Genomic DNA, 12,362 nt, shown 5'->3' with positions numbered 1-12,362 from the left:
AGATCACCGTCGGGATTCTCACCGTCAGCGATCGCTGCTCGCAGGGACTCCGCGCGGATGAGAGCGGCCCTAGCCTCCGGAGAGCGGTGGAGCGTCGGGATTGGCAGGTAATTCAATCGCGGGTTGTTCCTGATGAAGAGCCGCAAATTGAGAAAACCCTCCTGGAGTGGTGCGACCGAGATGGGGTCTCTCTCATCCTGACCACGGGGGGCACGGGACTGTCTCCGAGAGACGTCACCCCTGAAGCCACGAGAAAGGTCTTGAATAAAGAGCTGCCGGGATTTTCGGAATTCATGCGATCCCAAGGGCTCAGGACTTCGCCCATGGCGATTCTCTCCAGAGCTCTGGCCGGCTCTAGAAAACAAACTCTTATCATCAACCTGCCGGGGAGTCCTAAAGGAACCCTTGATTCTCTATCAGCGATTTTAGACCTCATTCCACATGCCCTGGCCACTCTGGCCGGGGCCGAGCATCCCGAACTGGAGACTCACCATGATCACGCCTGAAGAAGCGCTGAGACTGATCCTTGAAAATACCGCCCGGCTTTCCGCGGAGTCCGTGCCATTGGCGGATTCCGTGGGCCGGGTTCTTGCGGAGGATATTTATTCTAAAGAAGACCTTCCTCCTTTTGACAATTCAGCGATGGACGGATTTGCGGTGAGGCTCCTGGATTGTTCCCACGCTTCGCGGCAGAATCCGGCCCTTCTCACCATCAAAGAAACCGTCCGGGCGGGTACTCTAGCTCAATATGAGGTCCAGCCAGGGGAAGCGGTCAAGATCATGACCGGAGCGCCGATCCCGAAGGGCGCGGATGCCGTGGTTATGAAGGAAGTGACGAGACCTGAGGAGAATGGGCAGGTAAGCATCCTTCAGGCTCCGGAGTCCGGGGATCACATTCGATGTCATGGCGAGGATATTCGCGCGGGAGTCTTAATCTTGACTAAAGGAATCAGGATTCGCCCTTACGAAGTGGCTCTCCTGGCCGCCCAGGGAATAGATCATCTATTTGTAGTCAAGAAACCGCGTATTTCCATTTTAGCGACCGGTGACGAGCTTATGGATGTCGCCGAAAGCCTGACTCCTGGGAAGATCCGAAACTCCAATGGCCCGGCCCTGGCCGCGGCGCTTGCGCGCTGGGAAGCCGCCGTACAGCCCCACGGCATCGTCAAGGATGATCCCGTCCTCATGCGAAAAGCTCTAGAGGCCTCTTCGATCAGGTCGGACGTGCTGCTGGTCAGTGGCGGCGTTTCGGTGGGGGATTTTGACTATACCAAGATATTGTTGGAAGAGCTGGGGTTGAAGGTCGTCTTCTGGAAGGCCGCGATCAAACCAGGCAAGCCTCTTCTGTTCGGGCTCTGGAACAGGAAGCTCGTTTTCGGCCTACCGGGCAATCCCGTCTCGGCGATGGTTTGCCTTGAGGAATTCGTCCGCCCCGCCCTGGAGAAACTGCAAGGCCACGCTCCGGGATATCCCAGCTATCACCTGAGCGGCCGGGCGGCCAACGATTATCCCAAGCCCAAGGACAGACAGCAGTACCTGTTTTGCCAAGCCGAGCGGGAGGAGAACGGCTACAAACTTCAAATCATCCGGCCGCAAGGCTCCGCCATGCTTGGGATGGCATGCAAGGCCAATGCGCTGGCGATCGCTCCCCTCGGCGTGAGCCGCGTTAAGCAAGGAGACACGCTGGTTTTTAGATGGCTGAAATGATGAAAGAGATTACGGGCGTGGTGCTGGCGGGCGGCGAAAGCCGCCGGTTTGGTTCCGATAAGGCATTGGCGGCATGGAACGGTAAAACCATGGTGGAGAGCGTGGTCGAAATTATCTCAGGCATGTTTCCGTCCAACCTTGTTGTAGTGAAAAAACCGGAATCATTCCAATTTTGGGGCAAGACAAATGTTCGGGTTGTCAAAGACATGATTTCAGAGCCGCACTCTATGGGCGGGATTTGGTCCGGTTTGTCCCACGCTGAGACCGAGCATGTGTTCGTCTGCGCCTGCGACATGCCTTTTCTGCAACCGAAACTTGTGAAAGACCTTTGGGACGCAGGCCGAGGTTATGACGCCGTCATTCCTGTTTGGCGCGAGAAGCCTCAGCCATTGTGCGGAATCTACTCCAAGAAATGCCGCGGGGTCATGGAATGCCTGATCAAAGACCAACGGCTCAAGATTCAGGAGCTTTTTAGCATCGTCCGCACTCGCTTCTATTTGGAACCAGAGGTCAGATCGGCTGATCCGACAGGCCTTTCTTTTGTGGACCTCGACACCAGGCATGAATATGAAAGGGCGAGGCGGGAGCAGCCATGTTGATCGATTCCTTCGGCCGCAGGATTGATTACCTCCGCCTGTCGGTCACTGACCGCTGCAATCTGCGTTGCGCCTATTGCCTGCCGGAGTTCTATTCCGACTTCGCGGCCTCGGAGGATATTTTAAGCGCCGATGAGATCGCGCAGCTCGTTTCGTGCTTTGCGGAGATGGGTACGTCCAAAATCCGCATTACCGGCGGAGAGCCTCTGGTGCGGCCTGGAATCCCGGAGTTGATCGGGAGGCTTTCAAGAATTGACGGGGTCTCGGATATATCCCTGAGCACCAACGGGGTGCTCCTTCACAAATTCGCCGCGGAGCTTGCCCGGGCCGGTCTTAAAAGGGTCAACATCAGCATGGATTCCCTAAATTCCGACAAATTCAGCCGGATCACCCGTTTCGGCAAACTTCAAGACGTCCTGACCGGCATTGATGCGGCCCTTTCCGCCGGGCTTGCGCCGGTCAAAGTCAACGTGGTCGTGGCCAAGGGATTGAATGACGACGAGATAGGCGCTTTCGCGAAGCTGACCGAAACCGCCCCGCTTCATGTGCGTTTCATCGAGCTTATGCCGATGGGAGAAACCGGTTTCTTCTCCAAGAGGAATTGGCTGCCGCTTCCCGAGATGATGGAGAGAGCGGCCCCTTTGACGCCCTTGCCCCGGGAAGATTGGCCCATCGGCCACGGCCCGGCTCGCTACTACAAGCGCCCCGGTGGAAAAGGAACCGTTGGATTCGTCAGCGCTTTAAGCTGTGGATTCTGCTCTTCCTGCAACCGTATGCGCCTGACGGCCAAGGGAGTCTTGATGCCATGCTTGGACGGGTCCGAGGGAGCGGACTTCCGGACACTTGTGCGAAGTAAAGCCGATCGAAGGGAGATACGGCGCCTTCTCGCGGAGGTCATCCGGAAGAAACCCGAAAAACATTCCATGCTGGAAAGAGCTGATGCCTTGTCGGCTAATCCGAGGTTCATGTGCCAGATCGGAGGATGAGACACGGATGACAGCCATGAAAGAGGATCTCTTGCCCATCCGCTTCAACTTTTGGGAATGGCTGGGGGCGCTTGGAGATATGGGAACCTTCGTCCCAATCTACCTCGCCCTCGTCGCATTGAACGGCATGCCTCCCGCGCGCTCCTTGATATTGGTCGGCATGGTCTACATAGGATCTTCGCTCTATTTCCGCCTCCCGATTCCAGTGCAGCCGCTCAAAGCGATGGGCGCCATCGCCATCGCCAATGGACTGGGAATGCCCATGCTGGCGGCAGCGGGGCTCTGGATGGGAGTCCTGCTGCTGGGTCTGGCGTTTACCGGAAGGATCGAATGGTTGTCCCGGTATTTCACGCAACCCATCATCAAGGGGATTCAGCTTGGCATAGGGCTGATGCTGGTGAAAGTCGGTCTCAAACTGATAGCCTCAGGCCCTCCTCATGTCGTCTCAACCGGCTTGCCGGCCTCGCCGTTGAACTTGTTCGGGGCCATTTCTGTTCTGTGGCTATTGGTTCTGCCCCAGCTACCCCTGACCCTGGGCAACGCCGTATTCGCCGTTTCCGACGTAGCCCATGCCTATTTCTCCGAAAAGGCTCATCGAGCGACCCCGACGAGTCTTTCCATCTCCCTAGGCTTGGCCAACCTGATGATGGGCGCATTAGGAGGGCTGCCGGTCTGCCATGGCTCCGGAGGATTGACAGCGCACTACCGCTTCGGAGCCCGGACCGCCGGTTCGACCATCATTATGGGAGGGTTTTATGTCGTCCTCGCCCTCGCTTTTGCCGGTCACGCCCATAAGATACTGGGATCAATCCCGGCGGCTCTTTTGGGGGCGATGGTCATTTACGTCGGAATCTGTCATGCGCTTCTTCTCCGCGGTCTCAAGGAGAAACGTCTTCTGGCCGGGATTGTGGGAGGCATCGGGCTTGTGACCGGGAACCTCGCCTACGCCTTGGGCTTCGGGCTGATTGCGGAGCAAGCCTGCCGGAGATTCGGCGGGAGGCGTTCCATAGAGCGAAATCCGTCTGAAGTCCCGGCAGCTTCGCTCGAATCGGAAGCCGCGGGAGGAAAATACCGTGGGTAAAGTATTGGCGGTTTGCATCAGCCCTAGAAAGGGCATACGCAAACAAAACGTGGGGCAAGCCATTTTCAAGGCTGATTTTGGAATAGAGAAAGACGCTCATGCCGGCAACTGGCACAGGCAAGTAAGCTTGCTGGCCTGGGAGAGCATCGAAAAGATGCGCGCCAAGGGACTTAACGTGAACGTGGGCAGTTTCGCAGAGAATCTTACGACTCAAGGAATCGACTTGCCTGCCCTCCCGGTGGGATGGCGCATCCGTATAGGGCCGGAGGTTGAGCTGGAGGTGACGCAGATCGGGAAGGAATGTCATACGCGTTGCGCCATTTACTACTTGGCGGGCGATTGCGTCATGCCCAAGGAAGGGATATTCGCTCGCGTGATCCGCGGCGGCGCCGTTGCGACGGGAGACAGGATTAGAACGGACTGCCCGCGCACTGCCGTCCAGGGCCGAGTTTGATCGATGTCCACTCGCCTCGCGCTGTCCACGCTACCGCCCCGGAGGAGCTTGCGTGTTCATCTGGGAGATGTCGGCAAAACGCGCCGCAAGCTGGGTCTATAACGACGAGCAATTGGACCGTCCCTTAAAGGCTTTGTAAACTATGACGAAGGTCCCCATAGCTTAATGGATAAAGCCCCGACCTTCTAAGTCGGTGATGGAGGTTCGATTCCTCCTGGGGACAATTTGCCTCGCTCCATTCGAGTTATCCACAGAGCTTCGCCGCGAAGTTCTGTGGATGACTGCGGAGTTCTGATGGTTTTTTAAAGAGGTATTCCCCAGAAAGCCTTGGCGGCCAGGCCTATGGCGTAGGTCACCGCGACGGCGACGGAGAGGATGCCGAGGTTGGTGAGAAGTCTTCTCTTGACGTCCATCCCCGAGAGGGCGGCCAGGATCACGGAGACCAATGAGAATAACACGCTCGAGGCGATGATGGGCGCAAGGACGGTCTTGGCCCCGAAGGCCACCGGGAGTATCGGGATGACGGCGCCTGCGAAGTAGCTCGCTCCCACGAGGACGGCCGAAAACAGGGGGCGGGGCTCCTCAGCGGGTTTGGGTCGCCGCCCGTTCAAGAAGCTCTCCTTGCCGGCCTCGATCCGCCTCATCTCGCGCTCGGAGCTTCCCGCCACGTAGGCCCCGGCGGCCATGGAGAAGGCTCCCGCCACCGCGGTGGTGACACTCGCGGCGAGTATGGCGGAGGGCTTGCCGAAGGCCGCGAAGAAGCCGGTGATGGCCCCCAGTATCTCAACCAGGCCGTCGTTGAGGCCGAGGAAGATGCTGCGGATGCGCTCGGGGCTGATCTTGCGCTCGGCCATCTGAGACACCACGGCGTCCTCGTGCTGGAATTCGTCCCTCAATATTTCCCTCAAGGCCTGGCCGAAGGGCGTCGCCTCATGGGCATCCCACAGGCTCAAATATTTGCGCACACCGTAGATCTCTATGGCCTCTAGGGCCAAGTGGGCGGCCGTGGGATTGAAGGCACGGCATAGGCGCAGAATCAGGCGGAGCTTGATCCGACGCCGGAGGTCCAAGGCCGCGATGTCCAGGCCGAAGAATTCATTCCAGAACTGATAATGCTTGATCTCGATCGGCACGAGCTGGTCGAGAACGTCGCGCAGGCCTCCGGAGCTGATATTGCGCAATTCTTGGTACAACGTCAGATCGAAAAGTTCGTCCAGAACCAGGCTCCGGGCAACCGCGGGGTCCAAGCCCTGGGGAATCTTGCCCGCCATATGCTCGGTCATGGCGCAATTATAGTCTTTAATGGCTTCCCGGTATTGACAAAATTCGGTTCTCGCCCTATCTTCATGGTTGTGAATCCGCCTGCCCCCAGGGAAGTGGCAGACCTTAAAAAGGAGCTCGAAATCATCACCTGCTCGATTTCTCATGATTTGCGCGCTCCCCTGCGAGCCATAAACGGCTTCTCCCAAATCATGGCGGAGGACTACAGCCCAGCCCTGGATGCTGAGGGTCTCCGCCTTCTGGGGGTGATACGCCAGAACGCCCAAAAAATGGAAAGCCTCATCGAAGGCCTGCTTTACTTTTCGCGCCTGGGACGCATGCCGTTGGCCCCTGCCGCGCTCGACATGCGAGATCTCGCCGCCTCGGTGATAGATGAGATTAAGAAGTCGCCCGAGGGAATACGGACGCAATTTCGACTGGGCGAGCTTCCCGGGGCGTTCGGGGACTCAGCCCTCATCGGATTGGTCTGGAGCCGCCTTATCTCCAACGCCGTGAAATTCAGCGCGAAGAAGGACGCGCCTCTCGTGGATGTGTCGTATGAACCCTCGGAAAAAGCCTATCGCGTCAAGGACAACGGCGCGGGCTTCGACATGAAATACGCGGACAAACTTTTCGGCCTGTTCCAACGCCTCCATCCGGAAAGCGAATTCCCCGGCTTGGGAGCGGACCTCGCCATGGTCAAGCGCGTCGTCAGGCGCCATGGAGGCAAGGTTTGGGCCGAAGCAAGCCCGCGCCAGGGAGCATCGTTTTATTTCACGTTGCCCGGAGGCAGGGACGATGCCTAGGTCCTGGACGCTCTTGAATCAAATTCCAGGCAGATAATGGATAAAGAATTCCACATTCTGATACTGGAGGACGACGAAGCCGACTTGGAGCTCCTCCTCCACGCGCTCAAGAAATCCAAGATCGCCTTCCGCCACCGGCAGGCCGGGTCGCGCAAGGATTTCGAGAAAGCGTTGGCGGAGTTCCAGCCCGACCTGATCCTGTCCGACTACAACCTTCCGTCCTTCGGCGGCCTCGAGGCCCTGAAGCTGGCCCGCCGGGCGCGGGAGGACATCCCCTTCATTTTCATCTCCGGCTCCATAGGGGTCGAGGCCGCGGTCGAGGCCTTGAAGCAGGGGGCGATGGACTACCTAGTCAAGGACAAGATGCAAGGCCTTCCCTCCGCTATTAAAAGGGCATTGGAGGAAGCCCGCCGGCGCCGGGACTTCGCCCGTTTCGAGCGCGAACAGGAGAACATCCTAAAACGCGAGAGAACCGCGCGCCTGGAGGCCGAGCAGGCGAGCTGGGCCAAGGACGAGTTCCTGGCCCTCGCTTCCCACGAACTGCGCACCCCGTTGACCGCGATGCTCGGTTGGACGGCCCTTCTGCGCTCGGAAGAGCTCTCGCCCGAAGAGAAGTTAAAGGCCCTGGACATCATCGAGCGCAACATGAAGTTCCAAGCCCAGATCATCAAGGAGATACTGGACGTCTCGAGCCTCGTGGCCGGAAGGCTCCGGCTCGACCTAAAGCCGGGGCCGCTGGTGCCTCTCATCGAGGGCGTCCTGGGCGCGCTTCGCCCCATGGCGGAGTCCAAAGGCTTGAGTCTCGAAACCCGGCTGGGTCCGCTTCCAGAGCCGGTCCCTATCGATGCCGAGCGCTTTTACCAGATCCTCTGGAACTTGCTGTCCAACTCGATGAAATTCACCCAGCCCGGGGGCAAGATCAGCCTGACTGTGGGCCGCAAGGGCTCCTACGCCCAGATCATGGTCTCGGACAACGGCCAGGGAATTCCCGCGGAGTTCCTGCCCCACGTGTTCGACCGCTTCAGGCAGTCCGAGAATTCGCTCACACGCACCCATGGAGGCCTTGGCCTCGGGATGTCCATCGTGCGGGACCTTGTCCATCTCCACAACGGGACGGTGGAAGTCTCCAGCGCGGGAGTCGGCCGAGGCTCCTGCTTCACCGTGACCTTGCCCCTGGCGCAAGCCGCCTCGCCCCTAGCATCCGGAGATGAGAAGCCCGTCCAAATCCAGCCTCCCGCCGCTTTGCCCGGCCGACCCGAGCTCAATGGGCTCTCCATACTCCTGGTGGAGGACGAGACGGATCAGAGGGAAATGCTCGCGTTCATCCTGAGCAAATACGGAGCCCGGGTGACCGCCGTGTCGTGCCCGAGCGAGGCGATGGAATCAATCTCAAGGAAGGCTCCCGACGTCATCGTCTCGGACCTCGCCATGCCCGGGGAGGACGGCTACGACTTCATCCGCAAGGTGAGAAAGCTCCCACCCGCTCAAGGGGGGCATATCCCGGCCGCAGCACTCACGGCTTACGCCCGCCCGGAAGACAGGACCAAGGCGATTCTCGCAGGCTACCAAATACATATCCCCAAACCCATCCACCCCGAAGAACTGGCCGCCTTGGTGGCCAATCTGGTAGGCCGCCGCGGACCCTACTAAAAAATAAGGAAGCTCGCGATGATCAGGGCCGCGCCCCAAATCATCTTCTCGACTTCCTGGTTCCTCTTGCCCAAGGCAAGATAATGCATCCCCAGCACGCTCGTGACCAAGCCGAGGAATACCTTGCCGGCTATTTTATAGGGGATGTCTGACTGGAAATCCATTTTTCCCAGGCCTGGTAATCGCGCCGGCCGTATCTCTCCTTGGAGAGAATGGAGAGAAGGGTAAAAGCCAAGTCATGGTTGCTGGGCTGTTCGAGCTTGAGCAGGCCCAAGAGATAGGGAGTAGCGCGGCTCAGCACGTAGGGGCGATAGGTCGGATTGTCGGCCAGGCCGATGAGCACTCCCATGGCCTTGCTGCGGTCCGAGCTCGTTGGGTAGTCCAGGAGGGGGATGATTTTCTTCACCTCGATGAACAGGGAGCGGCTGTACAGGGCAATGTCGGAAAGGACTTGGAGCGCGGCAGCCCTCACCTCCTCGGAGGGGTCCTGCAGGCGGTCCATCATGAGGTCCACGACCTCCGCGCCCGAGGTCGAGTAGGAAAGGACATACAGGGCCGCGGCGCGCTTTTGCGGATCGCGATCCTCAACCGCGACACGATGTAGAAATTTCTTATTGGCCGCAACCCCATCCCTAATCTGCTTCTCGAGGGCCCCCAGTTCGGGCGTGGCCGACCCCCACAGGCAAAAGAAGGCCGGGCATGAGACGCGCTCCGTGGGAAGGGCCCCCTGCGCCGACAAGGAGATTCCAATATCGTAGTACTGTCTCCACGCGGCCAAAAGCCCCTGCGGGTCCGCCAGACTTTTCGCAGGGGCCGGCTTAAAGGGCATCCGTAAGGCGGCATCCTGGACGTCCACCAGCTCGAAAGTGATGTAGCCGCCGCGGTCGGCCGAGGTGATATACTCGGCGTAATGCATGTTGACGAAAGCCAAGCGGCCGAGCCGGCGCACCTCCCTCTCGATGCGATCCTTGAGCCGATCCGCGTTCCTAAGCACGGGAGGACGCCCGTCCTGGCGCATCCGCATGTAGGAATCGATCCAGGGCCCGACCGCCTTTTGTATCTTCTCGACCGTGGCCGTTCGGGAGCGGTAGATGTCGAAGCCTTTGTAGGTCAGCTCGGCCTGGCAGACTGTTACAAGACTTAGAAACGCCAAAATAAAGGCGGGCATCGGGTGAGAGTATACTTTATAATTCGGTGACAGTTACTTAATTCTATATTAGAATTAAGTAACTGTCACCGAATTATCCGAATTATGTTGAAGATCAAGTCATTCTCCCTAAACACGTTCGAGACCGCCCTTAAAAGGCCTTTCATCACGGCCCTCGGCCGCAAAGACTCAAGCGTCAACGTGGGCCTGACCTTGGAGCTCAGCGACGGCAGCCGCGGCTACGGAGAGGCCTCCTCCTCCCTGGCCCTGGCCCACCTCTCGGCGGGCTGCCTGGCCAAAACCATGAAGGCCTTGACCCTAGAGAACCTGGGCGAAGACCTCGCCGGGGCCGGAAGCATCATCGACAAAGCCTGGAAAACCCATGGCCGGATCAATCCCGCCGCCGCCGCCTTTGAATGCGCCCTGTGGCAGGCAGTCCTGGCTTCCATGGGAATGCCCATGGCCGAGTGGCTCGGCGGCGCGCTGCGGAAAGTCGAGACCGACATCACGCTGTCGGCCTGGGGGGAGCCCACCGCCACGAGGCAGGCAGCGCAGGAAGCCCGCAACGAGGGCTTCGGGATTTTCAAGGTCAAGGTCGGGGGGGAGTTACAAGGAGACTTGGAGCGCGTGCGCCTGGCTCATGAGGCCGGCCCCAAGGCGCGCTTGATCCTGGACGGCAACCAAAGCTTGAGCGAAAAAGGCGCCTTGAAGCTCGTGGAGGCCTGCCTCGCGAAGGGCTGGCCCGTCGAACTCCTGGAGCAGCCCCTCGGGCGCGGGCAATTCGCTCAAATGGCAGCCCTATCCCGGCGCTGCCCCGTCCCGGTGGCCGCCGACGAGATGGTAAAGACCCCGGAGGACGCGGCGCGCGTTGCCGGGGAGGGGGCGGCCCACGTCATCAACATCAAGGTCGCCAAATCGGGCATTCGCCGCTCGCTCGAGATTGCCGCCATAGCTCGGGGAGCGGGACTCGGGCTCATGATCGGCTGCATGACGGAAACGGCCGAGGGCCTGGCCCCCAGCGTCCATTTGGCGCTCGGCACTGGATTTTTCAAGCACGTGGACTTGGACAGCGACCACTTGCTCGGACCCCATCCCGAGGCTTCCTCGTGGAAGCGGCGGGGGCCGCTCCTTTCGCTCGATTAATGGGAGAGAATGACCTTCCCCGCCGGGATGAGGAAGGAGGAGCCGTCCAGGGCATGGACGCGTTCGGAGAGGCCATCGGGAGTGACCGAGACGGTGAGATAATGATGGAATTTATCCGCGGAGCCGCAAGGGAATAGGGGAGAACCCCCGCCCCCGGTCAAGACGTAGCGCACTCCCTTGTAGTCCTGCACGCCGAAGCAGTGGACGTGCCCCATGTAGAGCCGCTCGACCTGTCTGCGGGCCATGAGCTCGACGAACTCCTTGGCCCCGTCCTCGAAGCCTCCCATGCGATGAGCCGCGGCTCCGCCCCAGAGCTTGAGGAGCACCGGGGGCATGTGCGTGAAGACCACCTTGCGTCCGTGGGACTCCAGGATCATCGAAAGCCAGCGCAGTTGTCTCTTCGTCACGCGCTTGGTGCTCGAGTCGAGCACCACGAAGCGCACCCCGCCGTAGTCGAAGTGATAGTTGTTGCGGCCGAAAAGGGAGCGGTACATCCGCGAGTGGGAGTCCCCGTGGGGATTGGAGCGGTCGTGGTTGCCGATGACGGTGAGGTAGGGCTTGTCCACGTTGACGGAGTTGAGCTCCTCGAAAAATCTGAGGTAGTGGCTGGGAAAACCGCAGCTGACCATGTCCCCCAACTGCATGGTGAAGTCCACCGACTGCTGCTGTATGGAGGAAAGTTGCCTTCTAAAAACCCCTCGCCGGTTGAACAAAGTCCGGAAGAGCCAAAAGCGCCCGGGCTCGGCGTCCCCCAGGACTCCGAATTGGAAGCTCTCGTGGGCCTGCCTGGGCCTAGTCTTGAGCCTGGAGAGCTGGATGCGCGTGCTCCAAGGAGCGGCTAATTGGTTGAGGATCTCGCCCTTGTCGTTGGTCTCCTTGTAGCGGAACATCATTCCTCGATCTGGCTGTCCCAGTAGATATTGTCCACGAAGCGCTGCCAGGAGCGCCTCATGCGTATGGGCGAGCGCGCCAAGACCGCCACGCCCCGGCGAAGCTTGGGCTTGGAAACCGGAATCACCATCGCCATCCCGGCCTCGATCGGGGTGCGGCTTGCCTTGCGCAGATTGCAGGGAATGCAGGCGGTGACGATATTGGACCAATCCGCGCCCCCGCCGCGGGAACGGGGAAGGACATGGTCCAAGTTGAGTTCGCTCGTGGGGAGACGGCGACCGCAGTAACAGCAGCGGTAGCCGTAATGATGGTAGATATTGCGCCGCGTGAACGGGACGGCCTGGAGGGGAACCTTGTCAAAGAACCTGAGAGCGATCACCTCGGGCACGGCCAGTCTCAAGGTCGGGGTATGGATGAAGCCCTCCGGGTGGTCGGCCAGCGCCTTGGAAAGCTCGGCCCAGTCCTGGAAATTGTAGGTGCGGTACTCCTCGTCTACGACCGCGGCGCGGTCGAGATAGAGAAGGGTCAAAGCGCGCTCAAGCGAGGCGACCTGCACGGCGAGGAGGCTTCTATTCAGGACAAGAACGTGGGACATTGTTTACTCATTGTAACAGGAGCGCCCCCGAAATGCCAGGTCTTTT

The 12,362-nt window shown here is 59.6% G+C and carries 14 protein-coding genes and 1 tRNA gene; 10 read left to right on the top strand and 5 right to left on the bottom strand.

The features are described 5' to 3' along the window. Positions 1-2: 2 nt before the first annotated feature. The 7 genes from HY921_10395 (at position 3) to HY921_10365 (ending at position 5,047) form a co-directional block, all read left to right on the top strand. Positions 3-506: a MogA/MoaB family molybdenum cofactor biosynthesis protein gene (locus tag HY921_10395; GenBank protein MBI5631277.1), complete on the top strand. Its 504-nt coding sequence runs from the start codon at positions 3-5 to the stop codon at positions 504-506. Further along, positions 493-1,707, top strand: a complete 1,215-nt coding sequence (locus HY921_10390) for a molybdopterin molybdotransferase MoeA (GenBank protein ID MBI5631276.1) — start codon at positions 493-495, stop codon at positions 1,705-1,707. Before HY921_10395 ends, HY921_10390 begins: the two co-directional genes overlap by 14 nt. Further along, complete coding sequence (locus HY921_10385; GenBank protein ID MBI5631275.1) at positions 1,695-2,306, top strand: molybdenum cofactor guanylyltransferase; 612 nt, start codon at positions 1,695-1,697, stop codon at positions 2,304-2,306. Before HY921_10390 ends, HY921_10385 begins: the two co-directional genes overlap by 13 nt. Beyond that, complete coding sequence (moaA, locus tag HY921_10380) at positions 2,303-3,289, top strand: GTP 3',8-cyclase MoaA (GenBank protein ID MBI5631274.1); 987 nt, start codon at positions 2,303-2,305, stop codon at positions 3,287-3,289. Before HY921_10385 ends, moaA begins: the two co-directional genes overlap by 4 nt. Positions 3,290-3,296: 7 nt before the next feature. After that, positions 3,297-4,370, top strand: a complete 1,074-nt coding sequence (locus HY921_10375; protein MBI5631273.1) for a hypothetical protein — start codon at positions 3,297-3,299, stop codon at positions 4,368-4,370. Next, entirely contained in the window at positions 4,363-4,824 is a 462-nt protein-coding gene (locus tag HY921_10370; protein MBI5631272.1) for an MOSC domain-containing protein, read from the top strand. The genes HY921_10375 and HY921_10370 overlap by 8 nt, the downstream gene beginning before the upstream one ends. Positions 4,825-4,975: 151 nt before the next feature. Further along, positions 4,976-5,047, top strand: a tRNA-Arg gene (locus tag HY921_10365). Positions 5,048-5,126: 79 nt separating this feature from the next. Here HY921_10365 and HY921_10360 read toward each other — a convergent pair. Then, positions 5,127-6,107: a VIT1/CCC1 transporter family protein gene (locus HY921_10360; GenBank protein ID MBI5631271.1), complete on the bottom strand. Its 981-nt coding sequence runs from the start codon at positions 6,105-6,107 to the stop codon at positions 5,127-5,129. A gap of 69 nt (positions 6,108-6,176) precedes the next feature. Between HY921_10360 and HY921_10355 the strand changes: the two genes are divergently transcribed. Both HY921_10355 and HY921_10350 read left to right on the top strand, forming a co-directional pair. Beyond that, entirely contained in the window at positions 6,177-6,890 is a 714-nt protein-coding gene (locus HY921_10355) for a two-component sensor histidine kinase (GenBank protein ID MBI5631270.1), read from the top strand. Positions 6,891-6,926: 36 nt separating this feature from the next. Beyond that, positions 6,927-8,540: a response regulator gene (locus HY921_10350; protein MBI5631269.1), complete on the top strand. Its 1,614-nt coding sequence runs from the start codon at positions 6,927-6,929 to the stop codon at positions 8,538-8,540. Here HY921_10350 and HY921_10345 read toward each other — a convergent pair. Both HY921_10345 and HY921_10340 read right to left on the bottom strand, forming a co-directional pair. Beyond that, a complete protein-coding gene (locus HY921_10345) occupies positions 8,537-8,704 on the bottom strand; it encodes a hypothetical protein (GenBank protein ID MBI5631268.1) in 168 nt (55 codons plus the stop codon). The two genes, HY921_10350 and HY921_10345, sit on opposite strands and share 4 nt — an antisense overlap. Further along, on the bottom strand, positions 8,671-9,708 hold the full coding sequence (locus HY921_10340) for a HEAT repeat domain-containing protein (protein MBI5631267.1): 1,038 nt from the start codon (positions 9,706-9,708) through the stop codon (positions 8,671-8,673). The genes HY921_10345 and HY921_10340 overlap by 34 nt, the downstream gene beginning before the upstream one ends. A gap of 84 nt (positions 9,709-9,792) precedes the next feature. Here HY921_10340 and HY921_10335 point away from each other — a divergent pair, with 84 nt between their 5' ends. Further along, entirely contained in the window at positions 9,793-10,830 is a 1,038-nt protein-coding gene (locus tag HY921_10335) for a dipeptide epimerase (GenBank protein ID MBI5631266.1), read from the top strand. Here HY921_10335 and HY921_10330 read toward each other — a convergent pair. Both HY921_10330 and HY921_10325 read right to left on the bottom strand, forming a co-directional pair. Beyond that, positions 10,827-11,723: a metallophosphoesterase gene (locus HY921_10330; protein ID MBI5631265.1), complete on the bottom strand. Its 897-nt coding sequence runs from the start codon at positions 11,721-11,723 to the stop codon at positions 10,827-10,829. The genes HY921_10335 and HY921_10330 overlap by 4 nt on opposite strands. Then, complete coding sequence (locus HY921_10325) at positions 11,720-12,316, bottom strand: HNH endonuclease (GenBank protein MBI5631264.1); 597 nt, start codon at positions 12,314-12,316, stop codon at positions 11,720-11,722. The genes HY921_10330 and HY921_10325 overlap by 4 nt, the downstream gene beginning before the upstream one ends. Positions 12,317-12,362 lie beyond the last annotated feature (46 nt).

The sequence above is a fragment of the Elusimicrobiota bacterium genome, from assembly GCA_016218575.1.
Classification (GTDB): domain Bacteria; phylum Elusimicrobiota; class Elusimicrobia; order UBA1565; family UBA9628; genus JACRDN01.
This window is presented reverse-complemented; position numbering and strand designations above follow the sequence as displayed.

Excerpts from the sequence above, each read along its gene's own strand:
- HY921_10390 (MBI5631276.1), top strand. The coding sequence starts at position 493 with ATGATCACGCCTGAAGAAGCGCTGAGACTGATCCTTGAAAATACCGCC.
- HY921_10385 (MBI5631275.1), top strand. The coding sequence starts at position 1,695 with ATGGCTGAAATGATGAAAGAGATTACGGGCGTGGTGCTGGCGGGCGGC.
- HY921_10375 (MBI5631273.1), top strand. The coding sequence starts at position 3,297 with ATGACAGCCATGAAAGAGGATCTCTTGCCCATCCGCTTCAACTTTTGG.
- HY921_10360 (MBI5631271.1), bottom strand. The coding sequence starts at position 6,107 with ATGACCGAGCATATGGCGGGCAAGATTCCCCAGGGCTTGGACCCCGCG.
- HY921_10350 (MBI5631269.1), top strand. The coding sequence starts at position 6,927 with ATGGATAAAGAATTCCACATTCTGATACTGGAGGACGACGAAGCCGAC.
- HY921_10345 (MBI5631268.1), bottom strand. The coding sequence starts at position 8,704 with ATGGATTTCCAGTCAGACATCCCCTATAAAATAGCCGGCAAGGTATTC.
- HY921_10340 (MBI5631267.1), bottom strand. The coding sequence starts at position 9,708 with ATGCCCGCCTTTATTTTGGCGTTTCTAAGTCTTGTAACAGTCTGCCAG.
- HY921_10335 (MBI5631266.1), top strand. The coding sequence starts at position 9,793 with ATGTTGAAGATCAAGTCATTCTCCCTAAACACGTTCGAGACCGCCCTT.
- HY921_10330 (MBI5631265.1), bottom strand. The coding sequence starts at position 11,723 with ATGATGTTCCGCTACAAGGAGACCAACGACAAGGGCGAGATCCTCAAC.
- HY921_10325 (MBI5631264.1), bottom strand. The coding sequence starts at position 12,316 with ATGTCCCACGTTCTTGTCCTGAATAGAAGCCTCCTCGCCGTGCAGGTC.